The organism is Variovorax xiamenensis (assembly GCF_050916385.1).
Lineage (GTDB): Bacteria > Pseudomonadota > Gammaproteobacteria > Burkholderiales > Burkholderiaceae_C > Variovorax.
In genome coordinates, this window is the sequence record NZ_CP139038.1 from 5,771,192 (window position 1) to 5,787,656 (window position 16,465).

Sequence of the window (16,465 nt, forward strand, 5' to 3'; positions counted from 1 at the left end):
CATCGCGGCTTTTTCCTCCATTCATCCCGAGCTTCTTCCGTCGTGAAATCCTTTCTGCGCCACCAACTCGAACGCTACGCCCAGCGCCTGGGCGAGCTCGACTTCCTGCTCTCGCGCGAAGACATCATGAGCGACATGGCGCAGTACCGCACCATCTCGCGCGAGCATGCCGAGGTCACGCAGATCGCCGGCCGCTACGAGCGCTACAGGCAGCGCGAGGCCGACATCGCCGGCGCGAAGGAAATGCTCGACGACCCCGACATGGCCGAGATGGCGAAGGAGGAAATCTCCGGCGCCGAGGCCGAGCTGGTGCAGCTCGAGGACGAGCTGCAGCGCCTGCTGCTGCCCAAGGACCCGGACGACGCACGCAACGCTTTTCTCGAAATCCGCGCGGGCACGGGCGGCGATGAATCGGCCCTCTTCGCGGGCGACCTGCTGCGCATGTACACGCGCTACTGCGAGCGCGCCGGCTGGCGCTGCGAAATCGTCAGCGAGAGCGAGAGCGAGCTCGGCGGCTACAAGGAAGTGGTGGTCCGCGTGGTGGGCGACGACGTGTTCGGCCACCTGCGCTTCGAATCGGGCGGCCACCGCGTGCAGCGCGTGCCCGCCACCGAGACGCAGGGCCGCATCCACACCAGCGCCTGCACGGTGGCCGTGCTGGCCGAGCCCGACGAGACAGTGGCGGTGCAGATCAACCCGGCCGACCTGCGCATCGACACCTACCGCGCGAGCGGCGCCGGCGGCCAGCACATCAACAAGACCGACTCGGCCGTGCGCATCACGCACATCCCGACCGGCATCGTGGCCGAGTGCCAGGACGACCGCAGCCAGCACCGCAACAAGGCCAAGGCGCTGCAGGTGCTGTCGGCGCGCATCCAGGAGAAGGAGCGCAGCGAGCGCGCCGCCAAGGACGCGGCCATGCGCAAGGGACTGATCGGCAGCGGCGACCGCTCGGACCGTATCCGTACCTACAACTTCCCGCAGGGGCGGCTGACCGATCACCGCATCAACCTCACGCTCTACAAGCTGCTCGCCATCATGGAAGGCGACCTGGGCGACGTGCTGGGCGCGCTGCGCGCCGCGCGCGAGGCCGAGCAGCTGGCCGAGTTGGAATCGAGCCTGCCGGCATGAGCGCCGTCGAGAACCCGCAGCCGGCCACAGTGGCGCAGGCACTGTCCGCGTCCATCGCGCTGGGCGTGGACAGGCTCGACGCCCAGCTGCTGCTGCTGCATGCGCTGGGCCGCGCGCCGCATGACCGGGCCTGGCTGCTGGCGCACGATACCGATGCGATGCCCGACGCGGCGTGGTCCGCGCTGGCCGCGCAGCTGTCGCGCCGCCGGGCCGGCGAGCCGGTCGCCTACCTGCTGGGCGAAAAAGAATTTCACGGGCTCAGCCTGCAGGTCGATGCCCGCGTGCTGGTGCCGCGGCCCGACACGGAAACACTGGTCGAGTGGGCGCTGCAATGCCTCGAAGGCCATTCGGCCCCGCGCGTGCTCGACCTCGGCACCGGCAGCGGCGCGATCGCGCTGGCCCTGCAACACGCTCGTCTCGATGCACAGGTCGATGCGGTCGACGCCAGCGCCGACGCGCTCGCCGTGGCCCAGGCCAACGCCCGAAAGCTCGACCTGCCCGTGCGCTTCGCCCAGGCCGACTGGCTCGACGGCGCCGCCAGCGGCTACGCGGTCATCGCCAGCAACCCGCCGTACATCGCCGCGGGCGACCCGCATCTGCCCGCCCTGTGCCACGAGCCGTCTTCCGCGCTGGTCTCGGGCGCGGACGGCCTCGACGACATCCGCCGCATCGTGCAGGACGCCCCCACGCACCTCGCGGAGGGTGGCTGGCTGCTGCTCGAGCACGGCCACGACCAGGCCGCGGCGGTGCGCGAACTGCTCGCCGCCCGTGGCTTCGCCGAAGTGCAAAGCCGCGACGACCTCGCCGGCATCCAGCGCTGCTCCGGCGGAATCTGGCGCACGGTGAAATAATCCCCTCAGCCTATTTTTCAGGAGTCCCCATGTCCGACGCCCAGCAACGCATCGACGACCTCGTCAAGACCAACGACCTCGTGCTCTTCATGAAGGGCAACGCCAGCTTCCCGATGTGCGGCTTCTCGGGCCGCGCGATCCAGATCCTGAAGGCGGTCGGCGTCGACACCAAGACGCTCAAGACCGTCAACGTGCTCGACGACGACAGCATCCGCCAGGGCATCAAGGAATACAGCAACTGGCCCACGATCCCGCAGCTCTACGTGAAGGGCGAGTTCATCGGCGGCTCGGACATCATGATGGAGATGTACGAGTCGGGCGAGCTGCAGCAGGTGGTGAACGGCGCCAGCGCCTGAAGCCCGGGGGAACGGTCATGAGCCACGATCACGCGGACCACGACCATTCCCATGAAGACGGCAGCGACAGTGCAGCCCCGGCCTGGAAGCACGACGGCGTGCGTGTGATCCCGGCCGACCGGCTCGACGCCAACACCGCCCAGACGCCCGGCATGAACCGGGCAGCCGCCATCAACTTCGCCCGCGTGGGCGCGCAGAAGCTCTGGGCCGGCACGGTGACCATCCATGCCGACGCCAAGACCGGCGCCCACCATCACGGGCATCTCGAATCGGTGATCTACGTGGTGCGCGGCCGGGCCCGCATGCGCTGGGGCGAGAAGCTCGAGTTCACGGCCGAGGCCGGGCCGGGCGACTTCATCTATGTGCCGCCCTACGTTCCGCACCAGGAAATCAACGCCAGCGCGACCGAGACGCTCGAATGCGTGCTGTGCCGCAGCGACGGCGAAGCAGTGGCTGTGAACCTGGATATCGAACCCGTCGAAAAGCCCGAATCGGTGCTCTGGGTCGACCCCACTCACCCGCAGGGCGGGGTTTGAACGCTTTTCGGGTGCCGAGTCATGGCACCATGGTGGCCGTCTTCGACGTGCCAACATGACCCTCACCCAAAGCCTGCTCATCATCGCGCTGCTGATCGCGCTGAGCGCCTTCTTCTCCCTCGCCGAAATCACCCTGGCCGCCTCGCGCCGCCTGCGCCTGCGCCAGATGGCCGACGAGGGCGACCCACGGGCCGAGAAGGTGCTGCGCGTGCAGGAACAGCCGGGCCACTACTTCACCGTGGTGCAGATCGGGCTCAACGCGGTGGCGATCCTAGGCGGCGTGGTCGGCGAGGGCTCGCTCAGCCCGTACTTCGCCATCTTCTTCGAGAAGTGGCTGAGCCCCGAGGCCTCGGCCAGCGCGGCCTTCCTGTGCTCGTTCGTCATCATCATCGCGGTGTTCCTGGTGTTCGCCGACCTCTTTCCCAAGCGGCTGGGCATGAGCAACCCCGAGCGGCTGGCGGTGCGCATGGTCGGGCCGATGCTGCTGCTGATCACCACCTTCAAGCCGCTGGTGTGGTTCTTCACGCGCTGCACCGACCTGCTGTTCAAGCTGCTGGGCATGCCGATGGCGCGCGACGACAAGATCACCTCGGCCGACATCCTCGCGATGACCGAGGCCGGCGCGCAGGCGGGCGTGCTCGCGGCACGCGAGCAGCAGGTGATCGCCAACGTGTTCGAGCTCGACACGCGCCTGGTCAGCAGCGTGATGACGGTGCGCGACAACATCACCTGGTTCCTGCACGACGACCCCGAGTCGGTGCTGCGCGCGCGCATCATCGCCGAGCCCTTCTCGGCCTATCCGGTGTGCGACGGCGACATCGACCACGTGCTGGGCTACGTGGACGCCAAGGACATGTTCCAGCGCGTGCTCAGCGGCCAGCCGCTGGCCTTCGACCAGGGGCTGCCGCTGCACAAGGCGCTGGTCATTCCCGACCGGCTGTCGCTCACCGAGGTGCTGGAGCAGTTCCAGCAGGCGCACGAGGACTTCGCGATCATCGTCAACGAATACAGCCTGGTGGTGGGCGTGATCACGCTGAACGACGTGATGAGCACGGTGATGGGCGACCTGGTGTCCACGCCCGATGAAGAGCAGATCGTCCAGCGCGACGAGAACTCCTGGCTGATCGACGGCGTCACGCCCATCCAGGACGTGCAGCGCGCACTGCAGATCGACGAGATGCCGCACGCCGAGGAGTACGAGACGCTGGCCGGCTTCCTGATGGTGATGCTGCGCCGCGTTCCGAAGCGCACCGACAACGTGAGCTGGGGCGGCTACACCTTCGAGGTGATGGACGTGGACAGCTACCGCATCGACCAGGTGATGGTCACCAAGGGCTCGGGCACCGCGAAGGCGCCCGCGAACTGAGCGGACGGAAGAAGGAAGGCGTCAGGCCGCCGAGCGGTCCTTGTCCTTTTCTTTTTCCTTCTCGCGCTCCCTGTCGTTGAACACCCAGAGCCGCTGGTTGGAAAACACCGCGTTCGGATACGGCGACTTGCCGCGGCTGCCGTTGTAGCGGCCCAGCGTCATGAACAGGTCACCATTCTCTCGGTCGAGGTAGTGGCGAAGGATGACGCAGCCGAAACGCAGGTTGGTCTGCATGTGGAAGAGCTTGGCCGGGTCGCTGTCGCCGATCACGCGCGTCCAGAACGGCATGACCTGCATGTAGCCGCGCGCTCCCGCGCTCGACACCGCGAACTTGCGGAAATTGCTCTCGACCTGGACCAGCCCCAGCACCAGGCTCACTTCGAGCCCCGAGCGCTTGGCTTCGTACCAGACGGTCTGCAGGAATTCGATGCGCGAGGGCGCGTCGGCGATCTTCTTCTTGAGCCGCTCGCTCATCTCGCCCAGCCAGCGCAGATAGGCGAGCCGGGCTTCGGTGCTCGCGAACTGCGGCACCGGCGGTGCCTTGTTGTGAATGGCGGAGCTCAGCGCGGTGCGCACCGAGTCGATCAGCGGCTCCTCGATCTGCGCGCCTGCATGGGCGGCCTGCGGCAGCGACAGCACGGTGAGGGCGCCAGCGGTCACGGCGCCGCCCAGGCACTGGCGTCGCGAGAGGCCGCCCTCCAGGCTCATTTGGCGAGCTTGCCGGCGATGAAGTCGGCGATGCCGGCCGCGGGCACCTTGGTGGCGGCCGTGTCGCGACGGTGCTGGTACTCGAGCTGGCCTTCCTTGAGACCGCGGTCCGAGATGACCACGCGGTGTGGCACGCCGATCAGCTCCCAGTCGGCGAACATCGCGCCGGGGCGCTCGCCGCGGTCGTCGAGCAGCACGTCGGCGCCCTTGGCCAGCAGCTCTTCGTAGAGCGCTTCGGCTGCAACCTTGACCTCGGGGCTGCGGTCCATGCCGATCGGGCAGACCACCACCGTGAAGGGGGCGATGGCGTCCGGCCAGATGATCCCGCGCTCGTCGTGGTTTTGTTCGATGGCGGCAGCAGGCAGGCGCGTGATGCCGATGCCGTAGCAGCCCATCTCGAGGAACTGCGGCTTGCCGCCTTCGTCGAGGTAGGTGGCGTTCATGTCCTTGCTGTACTTGGTGCCCAGCACGAACACATGGCCCACTTCGATGCCGCGCTCGATGGCCAGCACGCCCTTGCCGTCTGGAGAGGCGTCGCCGGCGACCACGTTGCGGATGTCGGCCACCAGGTCGGGCTCGGGCAGGTCGCGGCCCCAGTTGACGCCGGTCATGTGGAAGTCGACTTCGTTGGCGCCGGTGATCCAGTCGGCCATGACGGCGGCTTCGCGGTCGGCCACGAGCTTCACGGGCTTCTTCAGGTTCAGCGGGCCCAGGTAGCCGGGCTTGCAGCCGAAGTGGTCCTCGATCTCGGCCAGGGTCGCGAAGCGGAAGCCCTGATTCAGGCCCGGCAGCTTGCCGACCTTGATCTCGTTCATGTCGTGGTCGCCGCGCAGCAGCAGCAGCCAGACCTGCGAACCCTTGATGTCGCCGGCCTCATTGACGACGTCCGTGGCCAGCACCAGCGACTTGATCGTTGTGGAAAGCGGCACGCCCAGCAGCTCGGCCACGTCGGCGCAGGTGCTCTTGCCGGGGGTCGGCGTCTTCTCGAGCGCCTTGGCGGCCGCGGGGCGCGGACCGGCCGGCGCCAGCGCCTCAGCCTTTTCCATGTTGGCGGCGTAGTCGCTGTCGGGGCAGTAGACGATGGCGTCCTCGCCGGTGGCGGCGATCACCTGGAACTCTTCGCTCAGGTCGCCGCCGATGGCGCCGCTGTCGGCCGCCACGGCGCGGTAGCGCAGGCCGAAGCGGTCGAAGATGTTGCGGTAGGCCTGTGCCATGACCTGGTAGCTCGCCTTGGCGGCGTCGAGATCGCGGTCGAAGCTGTAGGCGTCCTTCATGATGAATTCACGCCCGCGCATCAGGCCGAAGCGCGGACGGCGCTCGTCGCGGAACTTGGTCTGGATCTGATAGAAATTCTTCGGCAGCTGCTTGTAGCTGCGGATTTCCTGCCGGGCGATGTCGGTCACCACTTCTTCGCTGGTCGGCTGGATCACGTAGTCGCGGTCGTGGCGGTCCTTGATGCGCAGCAACTCGGGGCCCATCTTGTCGAAGCGGCCGGTTTCCTGCCAGAGTTCGGCCGGCTGCACCACGGGCATCGTCATCTCGACGGCGCCGGCGCGGTTCATCTCCTCGCGGACGATGGCCTCGACCTTGCGGATCACGCGCAGCCCCATGGGCATGTAGGTGTAGATGCCCGTGCCGAGCTTCTTGATCATGCCGGCCCGCATCATGAGCCGGTGGCTCGCCACTTCGGCGTCAGCGGGCGCTTCCTTGAGGGTGGAGACGAAAAAACGGGAAGCTTTCATCGGGATTGCGGTGATGGATTCGCTGGATTCGAGGTTCGGAAGTGGGGAACTGCTCCCCCGGAGAGACCCTGAGAGCCTGGCATCGGCAGCTTGCCGAGGGCAACCCGGCATGCATAATCGACTCAGTTCAAAAATTGGGGTTTGATTATGCTCGACCGGGACGGCTTCAGGCCCAACGTCGGCATCATCCTGCTCAACCAGAGAAACCAGGTTTTCTGGGGCAAACGCATACGCACGCATTCCTGGCAGTTTCCGCAAGGCGGCATAGACCGCGGCGAAAGTCCCGAGCAGGCCATGTTCCGGGAACTGCACGAGGAAGTGGGGCTCCACCCGGAGCATGTGCGCATCGTGGCCCGTACCCGCGACTGGTTGCGCTACGAGGTGCCGGATCGGTTCATTCGCCGTGACGCACGGGGCCACTACAAGGGCCAGAAACAAATCTGGTACTTGCTGCAACTCGTCGGCCACGACTGGGATCTCAACCTGCGTGCAACCGACCATCCCGAATTCGACGCCTGGCGCTGGCATGACTACTGGGTGCCGCTCGACGTGGTCGTCGAGTTCAAGCGCGGCGTCTACGAGATGGCGCTCACCGAGCTCGCTCGCTACCTGCCAAGGCAGGATTTCCGCAACCGCTTCCTGCGCAGCAACGTGCGCGCCCGAGAGTTCGAGCGCCATTCGCCGGACGCCGGGGCACCTCCCGGACTCGATCTGCCGCCCGGCGGCAGTTTCGATCCGCATCCCGACATTCCTTCTGCGAGCAATGAACCTCCTGTCCAAGACAACAAGGCACCACCGCCCCTTCCGACGCAGCGCTGAGCGCGTCCTCCTCCTGGCCTGCTTCGGCATCCTCGCGGGATGCGCCTCGGGCCCGCACGACACCGACAACCCCGACTGGGCGCAGGCCGGCCTGCCGCCGCCTCCCAAGCGCTACGAGACGGACAAGGAGTGGGAAGAGACGGCCACGCCGCCTCCGCCGGCCTTCAGCGAAAGCCGCCTGCTGCCGATCGAAATGCCGCCCTACATGAGCCTGAAGTTCGGCGTCGACCCGCAGACGATCGCCATCACCGGCGACGGCATCGTGCGGTACGTTGTGGTTGCCCAGAATCGCAATGGCGGCGCGACCAACGCTTTCTACGAGGGCATCCGCTGCTCCACGGCCGAGATGAAGAGCTACGCGCGCTACAACAACGGCACATGGCAGGACGTGGCGAAGCCGGAGTGGAAGCGCCTGAGCGACATGAACTCCAGCTACACCCGCAAGCTGGCGACGCAGGCCCTGTGCCGCGGCAATGCGCCGCGTGCTTCGGTGGGCGACATGGTCCAGAACATCCGCAATCCGGTGCGGGAAGTGCAGTAAGCGATCCGCGCCCGAGTCGAGCGCAATGAAAAACGGGGCCCATGGGCCCCGTTTGTTTTTGTTCTCGCTCAACCCGGCATCAGCACCATGTTGTCGCGGTGAACCATCTCCGGTTCCGCGACATAGCCCAGCAGGCGTTCGAACTCGGACGATGGCTTGCGGCACAGGAGACGCGCCTCCACGCTCGAGTAGTTGGCGAGGCCCCGGGCCAGCTCGACGCCATCGGCATCGCGCACCGCGATCACGTCGCCGCGCGAGAACTCGCCCGAAACGCCGGTCATGCCGATGGGCAGCAGGCTCTTGCCCTCGGCCCGCACCTTGGCAGCCGCGCCCGCATCGACGACGACGGCGCCGCGCAGCTGCAGGTGGTCGGCCATCCAGCGCTTGCGGGCCTGGTGCTTGGCGGTCTGCGCAACCAGCAGCGTGCCGATGGGCTCGCCCTTCGCCAGCCGCAGCAGCGCGTCGGACTCGCGGCCCCAGGCGATCACGGTGGAAGCACCCGAGCCGGCGGCCCGCTTGGCAGCAAGGATCTTGGTAATCATGCCGCCCTTGCCGATGCTCGAACCCGCGCCACCGGCCATCGCCTCGAGCACCGGGTCGCCGGCGGCGGCCTCGTGCACGAACTTCGCGTCGGGATCCTTGCGCGGGTCGGCCGTGTAGAGACCCTTCTGGTCGGTGAGGATGACCAGCGCATCTGCCTCGACCAGATTGGCCACCAGGGCGCCGAGCGTGTCGTTGTCGCCGAACTTGATCTCGTCGTTGACGACCGTGTCGTTCTCGTTGATGACCGGCACCACGCCCAGCTTGAGCAGCGTGACCAGGGTCGAGCGGGCATTGAGATAGCGCTCGCGGTCGGCCAGGTCGGCGTGGGTCAGCAGCACCTGGGCGCTGCCGATCTCGTTCTCGCGCAGCTTGGTCTCGTACATCTGGGCCAGGCCCATCTGCCCGACAGCCGCAGCGGCCTGGAGCTCGTTGATCTCGTGCGGCCGCGTGCGCCAGCCGAGACGCTTCATGCCTTCGGCGATCGCGCCGCTGGACACCATCACGACCTCGCGCCCGTCGCGCACCAGCGCTGCCAGTTGCCGGCACCACTCGCCGATGGCGACCTCATCGAGACCGCGCCCCTCGTTGGTCACGAGGCTGGAGCCCACCTTGACGACGATACGGCGGGCATCCCGCAAGGCAGTGGATCCGGAGTTCGAGGTCATTTTCGGGGTGCTACGGTCTTTGGATACGGCTTGGGTTGTTGTCTTGTGCCCGGCGCGGCCGGGCCGTCAATGCTGCGGCGATGCCGCTCAGGAGCCTTCGGGAGGCAGGGGCACGAAGCGCGGATCGACCTCGACCGGCTGGTGCTCGGCTACCTGCTGTGCCTTGACCTGCTGATAGATGGCCTGCACCAGATGCTCGCAGCCTTCGCGCGTGAGCGCCGAGATCTCGAACACCGGGCCTTTGAAGCGCAGGCGCTTCACGAAGTCCTTGATGCGCGCGGCGCGCTCGTCGGCGGGCACCATGTCGAGCTTGTTGAGCACGAGCCAGCGCGGCTTCTCGTAGAGCTCCGCGTCGTATTTCTTCAGCTCGCCGACGATGGCCTTGGCCTGCGCGACCGGGTCGACGCTGTCGTCGAACGGAGCCATGTCGACCACATGCAGCAGCAGGCGCGTGCGTTGAAGGTGACGCAGGAAGAGATGGCCGAGGCCTGCGCCTTCGGATGCACCTTCGATCAGGCCGGGCAGGTCCGCCACGACGAAGCTCTGTTCGGGGCCGACGCGCACGACGCCCAGGTTCGGGTGCAGCGTGGTGAAGGGGTAGTCGGCGATGCGCGGACGGGCATTCGAGATCGCGCTGATCAGCGTCGACTTGCCGGCATTCGGCATGCCGAGCAGGCCGACATCGGCCAGCACCTTGAGTTCGAGCTTCAGGCTGCGCTTCTCGCCGGGCCAGCCGGGGGTCTTCTGGCGTGGGGCGCGGTTGATCGCGCTCTTGAAGCGCATGTTGCCGAAGCCGCCGTCGCCGCCCTTGGCGATGGTGATGACCTCGCCGTCCTTCAGGAGCTCGAAGAGCACCTCGCCGGTCTCGGCGTCGGAAATGATGGTTCCGACCGGCATCTTGAGCGTGATGTCGTCGCCGGCGGCGCCGAACATGTCGGAGCCCATGCCGTGCTCGCCGCGCTTGGCCTCGTGGCGGCGCGAGTAGCGGAAATCGACCAGCGTGTTGAGGTTGGAATCGGCCACCGCGAAGACGTGGCCGCCACGGCCACCGTCGCCGCCATTGGGGCCGCCGAATTCCTTGTACTTTTCATGACGGAACGACACGCAGCCGTTCCCGCCATCGCCCGCGGCGATGTCGATGAAGGCTTCGTCGACGAACTTCATGGGATGTGTAGTTTACAAATGAAGAAGCCCCGGCAATGCGGGGCCTCTGGATGGTCGAATGGACTCGGGGCTTAAGCCGCGGGAGTCACGTTGACCGTGTGCTTGTTGAGCGCACCCTTGGTACCGAACGACACGTGGCCGTCGACCAGGGCGAACAGCGTGTGGTCCTTGCCCACGCCGACGTTCACGCCGGGGTGAAACTGGGTGCCGCGCTGGCGCACGATGATCGAGCCTGCGCTGATCAGTTCGCCACCGAAGGCCTTCACGCCGAGCATCTTGGGCTTGGAATCGCGCCCGTTTCGCGTTGAGCCGCCGCCTTTTTTCTGTGCCATGGAATCTGCTCCTTAGCCAGCGATCGCGCCGATTTGCAGTTCGGTGAACTGCTGGCGATGGCCTTGACGTTTCTGATAGTGCTTGCGACGGCGCATCTTGAAGATGCGAACCTTGTCGTGCTTGCCGTGCGACAGTACCGTGACCGTCACCGTTGCACCGGACACCAGGGGCGTGCCAACCTTGATTTCAGCGCCGTTGCCGACTGCCAGAACCTGGTCGATCACGATTTCCTGGCCTACGTCCGCAGCAATCTGTTCTACTTTGATTTTCTCGCCGGAAGCAACGCGATACTGCTTGCCACCGGTTTTTATGACCGCGTACATGTAAACCTCTTAGAAATGAGTCCCTACGGCGAATTCCGCAGAGCCCAAGATTATAGCGCGGATCGCGCCTGCTAGCCACTCCCCGGTCGGCGCCCCGCCGGCAGGCGGCCTCGGCTCCCTATAATTTGCGCCTTCCGGCCCTGCTCCCTACTGGGCTGCCCTCATACAAACTCAGCAGCGCCCCGCGCCTTCGCTTTGCCAGTTCCAGCCGCCGACACCTCCCCCACCGCCACCGTGCTGGACCTGATTGCCGGCGACATGGTCGAAGTCGACCGCGTGATCGCCCGCCGCCTCGACACGGGCGTGCCGCTGGTCAGCCAGGTTTCCAGATACATCATTTCCGCCGGCGGCAAGCGCCTGCGGCCGGCGCTGCTGCTCCTGATGTCGGGGGCGCTGGGCTACACCGGTGAGCAGCGTTTCAATCTGGCGGCCGTGGTGGAATTCATTCACACCGCGACCCTGCTGCACGACGACGTGGTCGACGAATCGACCCTGCGACGCGGACGGGCGACCGCCAACGAATCGTTCGGCAACCCGGCCAGCGTGCTGGTCGGCGACTTCCTCTACTCGCGCGCGTTCCAGATGATGTTGGATGCCGACAACATGCGCGTGATGCAGATCTTGGCCGAAGCCACCAACATCATCGCCGAGGGCGAGGTGCTTCAGCTGATGAACATGCACGACGCATCGCTGGACGAAGCAGCCTACCTGCGCGTGATCCGCTCGAAGACGGCGAAGCTCTTCGAGGCCAGCACCCGCCTAGCAGCCGTGCTGGCGAATGCCACTCCCGAAATGGAAGAAGCCTGCGCCACCTACGGCCAGGCGCTCGGCACTGCCTTCCAGGTGATCGATGACGTCCTGGACTACACAGGCGACGCCAACGAAACAGGCAAGAACGTCGGCGACGACCTGCGTGAAGGCAAAACCACGCTGCCGCTCATCTTCGCAATGCAGCGGGGCACCCCGGCCCAGAGCGAGCTCGTGCGCGCAGCCATCGAGGCTGGCGACACCGCCCAGCTCGGCAAGGTCATCGAGATCGTGCGGGAAACAGGAGCCCTGGATGCATCGCGCGCGGCTGCCGCGGCTGAAGCGCAACGTGCGATTCATGCATTAAAAGACTTCCCGTCCAATTTGCACGCTTCAGGTTTGCTACAATTGGCGGCTCAGTTGCTTGAGCGACGTGCCTGAACACCTCTCCTGAGTTGGCATCTAGGACGATTTCTTTTTTCTTGCAACCATCGGGGTGTAGCTTAGCCTGGTAGAGCGCTACGTTCGGGACGTAGAGGCCGGAGGTTCGAATCCTCTCACCCCGACCAGCCTTTGGCTGGCATAAATAGACAAATGGCCAGCCTGTTGCTGTGTAGCGATTTACAGCACAGGACTGTTCAGCGATGATCGTGAAGCAAATTTTCACATCTTTTTCACTCGCTGAATGGCTGCAGCCGAACTTCCTGTTAAAGAACCTTCGCAAATTGCCCTACCCGGGCTTGCGCGCGCCCTGGTCTCGGCCGGCAAATTGCCTGCCAGGGCAGCCGAAGACATCTATCAGAAGTCTCTCAGTGGCCGCACCAGCTTCATTGCCGAACTGACCGGCTCCGGCGCCGTCTCGGCCGCCGATCTCGCTCACACGCTTTCCAGCGCATTCGGCGCCCCGCTGCTCGATCTCGACGCCATCGACCCGCAGCGCCTGCCGAAGGACCTGCTCGACCAGAAGCTGTGCCATGCCTATCGCATCGTCGTCCTCAGCAAGCGCAACAACCGCCTGATTGTTGCAACGGCCGATCCCTCAGATCAGCAGGCAGCGGAGAAGATCAAGTTCGCCTCCCAGATGGGCGTGGACTGGGTCATCGCCGAATACGACAAGCTGTCGCGGATGATCGAAGCCGCCGCGGTCAGCGCGGCGGAAACCATCAACAGCATCGTCGGCAGCGAGTTCGAGTTCGACGATGTCACGGCCGAAACCGCGAACGAGAGCAACGACCAGGCCATCGCCGAAGTCGAGGACGCGCCGGTCGTGCGTTTCCTGCACAAGATGTTGCTCGACGCCGTCAGCATGCGGGCGTCGGACATCCACTTCGAGCCCTACGAGCACAACTACCGCGTGCGCTTCCGGGTCGACGGCGAACTCCGCGAGGTTGCCAGCCCGCCCACCGTCATCAAGGACAAGCTCGCCTCGCGCATCAAGGTCATTTCCAGGCTCGACATCTCCGAGAAACGCGTGCCGCAGGACGGCCGCATGAAGCTCAAGATCGGGCCCGACCGCGTGATCGACTTCCGCGTGAGCACGCTTCCCACGCTGTTCGGCGAGAAGATCGTGGTGCGGATTCTCGACCCGAGCAGCGCGCGCCTGGGCATCGATGCCTTGGGTTACGACGCGGATGAAAAGGCGCGGCTGCTGCATGCCATCGGCCGCCCGTACGGGATGGTGCTCGTCACCGGTCCGACCGGCTCCGGCAAGACCGTGTCGCTCTACACCTGCCTGAACCTTCTGAACCAGCCGGGCGTCAACATCGCAACGGCGGAAGATCCGTCGGAAATCAACCTGCCCGGCGTCAACCAGGTCAATGTGAACGAACGCGCAGGCCTGACCTTCGCGGCTGCGCTGCGCGCCTTCCTGCGCCAGGATCCCGACATCATCATGGTCGGCGAAATCCGCGATCTGGAAACCGCAGACATCTCGATCAAGGCCGCGCAGACGGGTCACCTTGTGCTGTCCACGCTGCACACCAACGACGCGCCGACCACGCTCACGCGGATGCGCAACATGGGCATCGCGCCATTCAACATCGCGTCGAGCGTGATCCTGATCACGGCCCAGCGCCTCGCGCGGCGCCTGTGCACAGTCTGCAAGCTGCCGGCCGACATCCCGCGCGAAACGCTGCTCGAGGCAGGCTTCCAGGAAGAAGAACTGGACGGCTCCTGGAAGCCTTACCGCCCGGTCGGCTGCTCCGCCTGCAGCAGCGGTTACAAGGGTCGCGTGGGCATCTACCAGGTGATGCCGATCTCGGAAGCCATCCAGGAAATCATCCTGCGCGACGGCAGCGCGCTCGACATCGCGACGCAGTCGGAGGCCGAAGGCGTGCGCTCGCTGCGCCAGTCGGGCCTGCGCAAGGTCATGCAAGGTCTCACTTCGCTCGAAGAAGTGGTCGCCTGCACCAACGAATAACGAACACACCGAATACCGGAGATCGAATGGCTACAGTGGCATCCTCCCGCACCCAGCCCACACACAAGGAATTTGTCTTCGAGTGGGAAGGCAAGGACCGCAACGGCAAGCTGGTACGCGGCGAACTTCGTGCAGCCGGCGAAAACCAGGTGCAGGCCGCACTGCGCCGCCAGGGCGTGCTCGCCTCCAAGATCAAGAAGCGCCGCATGCGCTCGGGCAAGGCGATCAAGCCGAAGGACATCGCGATCTTCACGCGCCAGCTGGCGACCATGATGAAGGCCGGTGTGCCCCTGATGCAGTCCTTCGACATCGTCGGGCGCGGCAATGCGAACGCGAGCGTGGCCAAGCTGCTCAACGACATCCGCAGCGACGTGGAAACCGGTACGTCGCTGTCGGCTGCCTTCCGCAAGTTTCCGAAGTACTTCGACAACCTCTACTGCAACCTGGTGGAGGCTGGTGAAGCGGCCGGTATTCTGGAAGAACTGCTGGACCGCCTGGCCACCTACATGGAGAAGACCGAGGCGATCAAGTCGAAGATCAAGTCGGCCCTGATGTACCCCACCTCGGTGATCGTCGTGGCGTTCGTGGTGGTGGCGATCATCATGATCTTCGTGATTCCAGCATTCAAGCAGGTGTTCACGTCATTCGGGGCCGATCTGCCTGCTCCGACACTGTTCGTGATGGCGATGAGCGAGTTCTTCGTCTCGTACTGGTGGCTGATCTTCGGCGGCATCGGCGGCGGAGTCTATTTCTTCCTGCAAGCCTGGAAACGCAACGAGCGCTTCCAACGATTCATGGACCGCCTGTTGCTGAAGGTGCCGATCTTCGGCGTGCTGATCGAAAAATCCTGCGTAGCCCGCTGGACCCGCACGCTGGCCACGATGTTCGCCGCCGGCGTTCCGCTGGTCGAAGCCCTCGACTCCGTGGGCGGCGCCTCCGGCAACACCGTCTACGGTGACGCCACCGCGAAGATCCAGCAGGAAGTCTCCACCGGCACCAGCCTCACGGCCGCCATGACCAACGTCAACCTGTTCCCCTCCATGGTGATCCAGATGACCGCCATCGGCGAGGAGTCCGGCTCCATCGACCACATGCTGGGCAAGGCTGCCGACTTCTACGAATCCGAGGTGGACGACATGGTCGCCGGTCTCTCCAGCCTGATGGAGCCCATCATCATCGTGTTCCTCGGCACCATCATCGGCGGCATCGTGGTGTCGATGTACCTGCCCATCTTCAAGCTCGGCCAGGTCGTTTGATGCTCGTTTCGCGGGAGTTCGACACCGTCTTCGCCGGTGTCCTGGGGCTATTGATCGGCAGCTTCATGAACGTGGTCATCTACCGGGTGCCGGTGATGATGTATCGCGAATGGCTCGCCGACGCGGTCGCCAATCTCACGTCGTCGAAGGAGGCGCCCTCGCTGTGGTCGCTCGCCTTCGGGCCGAAGGTCGCGGCACCCGCCGGGCTCGAGGCCGCGGCCGACAAGGCGGCCGAGATCGTCGAGAAGCAGCCCCCCTTCGACCTGATGCGCCCCGCGTCGCGCTGCGGCGCCTGCGGCCACAAGATCCGCTGGTACGAGAACATCCCGGTGCTGAGCTACGCCGTGCTGCGCGGGCGCTGCTCGTCGTGCAAGACCACGATCAGCCCGCGCTATCCACTGGTCGAATTGATCACCGGCGGCCTGTTCGCCCTTTGCGCCTGGCGCTTCGGCATCACGCCGGCGGGGGCGCTGTGGGCCGCCTTCGGTGCTTTGCTGATCTGCCAGTTCCTGATCGACTTCGACACCCAGTTCCTGCCCGACTCGCTCAACTACCCCCTGCTGTGGCTCGGCCTGATCGGCGCGGCCATGGGCTGGACCGGCGTCCCGCTGAGCTCGGCCGTCTGGGGCGCCGTGTTCGGCTACCTGAGCCTCTGGCTTGTGTACCATGCCTTTCGCCTGGTCACGGGCAAGGAAGGCATGGGCTATGGAGACTTCAAATTGCTGGCCGCTCTGGGCGCATGGCTCGGCGGCGACTACCTCATCGCGATCATCCTCGTCTCTTCGCTGGTGGGCGCGGTGATCGGCATCGCCCTGCGCATCGCCGGCAAGCTGGCCCACAAGGACATCCCCATCGCCTTCGGACCTTTCCTGGCTGGCGCGGGCCTCGTCTGCCTCGTGGCGGGCCCGGAAGTCGTAAGGCAGTGGATTCCGTTCGCCTTTCCCCTCGGCGCGCTGATCCACTGA

17 protein-coding genes and 1 tRNA gene are annotated in these 16,465 nt (G+C 65.6%); 12 read left to right on the forward strand and 6 right to left on the reverse strand.

What is annotated here, in order from left to right:
- Positions 1-42 precede the first annotated feature (42 nt).
- The 5 genes from prfA to SFB74_RS26360 are packed head-to-tail and all read left to right on the forward strand — an operon-like array spanning position 43 to position 4,240.
- A complete protein-coding gene (gene prfA / locus SFB74_RS26340) occupies positions 43-1,131 on the forward strand; it encodes a peptide chain release factor 1 (protein WP_432727313.1) in 1,089 nt (362 codons plus the stop codon).
- Complete coding sequence (prmC, locus tag SFB74_RS26345; RefSeq protein ID WP_432727315.1) at positions 1,128-1,982, forward strand: peptide chain release factor N(5)-glutamine methyltransferase; 855 nt, start codon at positions 1,128-1,130, stop codon at positions 1,980-1,982. Before prfA ends, prmC begins: the two co-directional genes overlap by 4 nt.
- 29 nt (positions 1,983-2,011) lie before the next feature.
- Positions 2,012-2,338 carry a Grx4 family monothiol glutaredoxin gene (gene grxD / locus SFB74_RS26350; protein WP_432727316.1) on the forward strand — a complete coding sequence of 109 codons (327 nt, stop codon included), beginning with the start codon at positions 2,012-2,014 and terminating at the stop codon, positions 2,336-2,338.
- Positions 2,339-2,355: 17 nt separating this feature from the next.
- Complete coding sequence (locus tag SFB74_RS26355) at positions 2,356-2,874, forward strand: cupin domain-containing protein (RefSeq protein WP_432727317.1); 519 nt, start codon at positions 2,356-2,358, stop codon at positions 2,872-2,874.
- A 55-nt stretch (positions 2,875-2,929) separates the two neighbouring features.
- The gene (locus SFB74_RS26360) at positions 2,930-4,240 is read left to right on the forward strand and encodes a hemolysin family protein (protein WP_432727318.1); all 1,311 of its coding nucleotides are present in this window, start codon (positions 2,930-2,932) and stop codon (positions 4,238-4,240) included.
- A 21-nt stretch (positions 4,241-4,261) separates the two neighbouring features.
- Here the strand turns inward: SFB74_RS26360 and SFB74_RS26365 are convergent, their stop codons facing one another.
- Together SFB74_RS26365 and SFB74_RS26370 are read right to left on the reverse strand one after the other, a co-directional pair.
- A complete protein-coding gene (locus SFB74_RS26365) occupies positions 4,262-4,948 on the reverse strand; it encodes a lytic transglycosylase domain-containing protein (protein ID WP_432727319.1) in 687 nt (228 codons plus the stop codon).
- A complete protein-coding gene (locus SFB74_RS26370) occupies positions 4,945-6,690 on the reverse strand; it encodes a proline--tRNA ligase (RefSeq protein ID WP_432727320.1) in 1,746 nt (581 codons plus the stop codon). The genes SFB74_RS26365 and SFB74_RS26370 overlap by 4 nt, the downstream gene beginning before the upstream one ends.
- 147 nt (positions 6,691-6,837) lie before the next feature.
- Between SFB74_RS26370 and SFB74_RS26375 the strand changes: the two genes are divergently transcribed.
- Both SFB74_RS26375 and SFB74_RS26380 read left to right on the forward strand, forming a co-directional pair.
- Positions 6,838-7,509 (forward strand): RNA pyrophosphohydrolase, encoded by a 672-nt coding sequence (locus SFB74_RS26375; protein WP_432732001.1) that lies wholly within the window; start codon positions 6,838-6,840, stop codon positions 7,507-7,509.
- The gene (locus SFB74_RS26380; RefSeq protein WP_432727321.1) at positions 7,454-8,050 is read left to right on the forward strand and encodes a CNP1-like family protein; all 597 of its coding nucleotides are present in this window, start codon (positions 7,454-7,456) and stop codon (positions 8,048-8,050) included. Before SFB74_RS26375 ends, SFB74_RS26380 begins: the two co-directional genes overlap by 56 nt.
- A gap of 68 nt (positions 8,051-8,118) precedes the next feature.
- On the opposite strand, the gene proB is transcribed toward SFB74_RS26380, so the two are convergent.
- From proB to rplU, 4 genes are all read right to left on the reverse strand, one after another.
- Positions 8,119-9,258: a glutamate 5-kinase gene (gene proB, locus SFB74_RS26385; RefSeq protein ID WP_432727322.1), complete on the reverse strand. Its 1,140-nt coding sequence runs from the start codon at positions 9,256-9,258 to the stop codon at positions 8,119-8,121.
- Between the two features lie 87 nt (positions 9,259-9,345).
- A complete protein-coding gene (gene cgtA, locus SFB74_RS26390) occupies positions 9,346-10,422 on the reverse strand; it encodes an Obg family GTPase CgtA (RefSeq protein ID WP_432727323.1) in 1,077 nt (358 codons plus the stop codon).
- A 71-nt stretch (positions 10,423-10,493) separates the two neighbouring features.
- Positions 10,494-10,754 (reverse strand): 50S ribosomal protein L27, encoded by a 261-nt coding sequence (gene rpmA / locus SFB74_RS26395; protein ID WP_093057448.1) that lies wholly within the window; start codon positions 10,752-10,754, stop codon positions 10,494-10,496.
- 12 nt (positions 10,755-10,766) lie between these two features.
- Positions 10,767-11,078 (reverse strand): 50S ribosomal protein L21, encoded by a 312-nt coding sequence (rplU, locus tag SFB74_RS26400; protein ID WP_057592097.1) that lies wholly within the window; start codon positions 11,076-11,078, stop codon positions 10,767-10,769.
- A 195-nt stretch (positions 11,079-11,273) separates the two neighbouring features.
- Here rplU and SFB74_RS26405 point away from each other — a divergent pair, with 195 nt between their 5' ends.
- The 5 genes from SFB74_RS26405 (at position 11,274) to SFB74_RS26425 (ending at position 16,465) form a co-directional block, all read left to right on the forward strand.
- The gene (locus SFB74_RS26405) at positions 11,274-12,266 is read left to right on the forward strand and encodes a polyprenyl synthetase family protein (protein ID WP_432727326.1); all 993 of its coding nucleotides are present in this window, start codon (positions 11,274-11,276) and stop codon (positions 12,264-12,266) included.
- Between the two features lie 51 nt (positions 12,267-12,317).
- Positions 12,318-12,394 (forward strand) — tRNA-Pro (locus tag SFB74_RS26410).
- A gap of 116 nt (positions 12,395-12,510) precedes the next feature.
- On the forward strand, positions 12,511-14,244 hold the full coding sequence (gene pilB, locus SFB74_RS26415) for a type IV-A pilus assembly ATPase PilB (RefSeq protein ID WP_432727327.1): 1,734 nt from the start codon (positions 12,511-12,513) through the stop codon (positions 14,242-14,244).
- Between the two features lie 26 nt (positions 14,245-14,270).
- Positions 14,271-15,500, forward strand: a complete 1,230-nt coding sequence (locus SFB74_RS26420) for a type II secretion system F family protein (RefSeq protein WP_432727328.1) — start codon at positions 14,271-14,273, stop codon at positions 15,498-15,500.
- Positions 15,500-16,465, forward strand: coding sequence for a prepilin peptidase (locus tag SFB74_RS26425; protein ID WP_432727330.1), 966 nt, complete (start codon positions 15,500-15,502; stop codon positions 16,463-16,465). Before SFB74_RS26420 ends, SFB74_RS26425 begins: the two co-directional genes overlap by 1 nt.

Coding starts and splice junctions, on each gene's coding strand:
- prmC (WP_432727315.1), top strand. CDS start 1,128: ATGAGCGCCGTCGAGAACCCGCAGCCGGCCACAGTGGCGCAGGCACTG.
- grxD (WP_432727316.1), top strand. CDS start 2,012: ATGTCCGACGCCCAGCAACGCATCGACGACCTCGTCAAGACCAACGAC.
- SFB74_RS26355 (WP_432727317.1), top strand. CDS start 2,356: ATGAGCCACGATCACGCGGACCACGACCATTCCCATGAAGACGGCAGC.
- SFB74_RS26360 (WP_432727318.1), top strand. CDS start 2,930: ATGACCCTCACCCAAAGCCTGCTCATCATCGCGCTGCTGATCGCGCTG.
- SFB74_RS26365 (WP_432727319.1), bottom strand. CDS start 4,948: ATGAGCCTGGAGGGCGGCCTCTCGCGACGCCAGTGCCTGGGCGGCGCC.
- SFB74_RS26370 (WP_432727320.1), bottom strand. CDS start 6,690: ATGAAAGCTTCCCGTTTTTTCGTCTCCACCCTCAAGGAAGCGCCCGCT.
- SFB74_RS26375 (WP_432732001.1), top strand. CDS start 6,838: ATGCTCGACCGGGACGGCTTCAGGCCCAACGTCGGCATCATCCTGCTC.
- SFB74_RS26380 (WP_432727321.1), top strand. CDS start 7,454: ATGAACCTCCTGTCCAAGACAACAAGGCACCACCGCCCCTTCCGACGC.
- proB (WP_432727322.1), bottom strand. CDS start 9,258: ATGACCTCGAACTCCGGATCCACTGCCTTGCGGGATGCCCGCCGTATC.
- cgtA (WP_432727323.1), bottom strand. CDS start 10,422: ATGAAGTTCGTCGACGAAGCCTTCATCGACATCGCCGCGGGCGATGGC.
- rpmA (WP_093057448.1), bottom strand. CDS start 10,754: ATGGCACAGAAAAAAGGCGGCGGCTCAACGCGAAACGGGCGCGATTCC.
- rplU (WP_057592097.1), bottom strand. CDS start 11,078: ATGTACGCGGTCATAAAAACCGGTGGCAAGCAGTATCGCGTTGCTTCC.
- pilB (WP_432727327.1), top strand. CDS start 12,511: ATGGCTGCAGCCGAACTTCCTGTTAAAGAACCTTCGCAAATTGCCCTA.
- SFB74_RS26420 (WP_432727328.1), top strand. CDS start 14,271: ATGGCTACAGTGGCATCCTCCCGCACCCAGCCCACACACAAGGAATTT.
- SFB74_RS26425 (WP_432727330.1), top strand. CDS start 15,500: ATGCTCGTTTCGCGGGAGTTCGACACCGTCTTCGCCGGTGTCCTGGGG.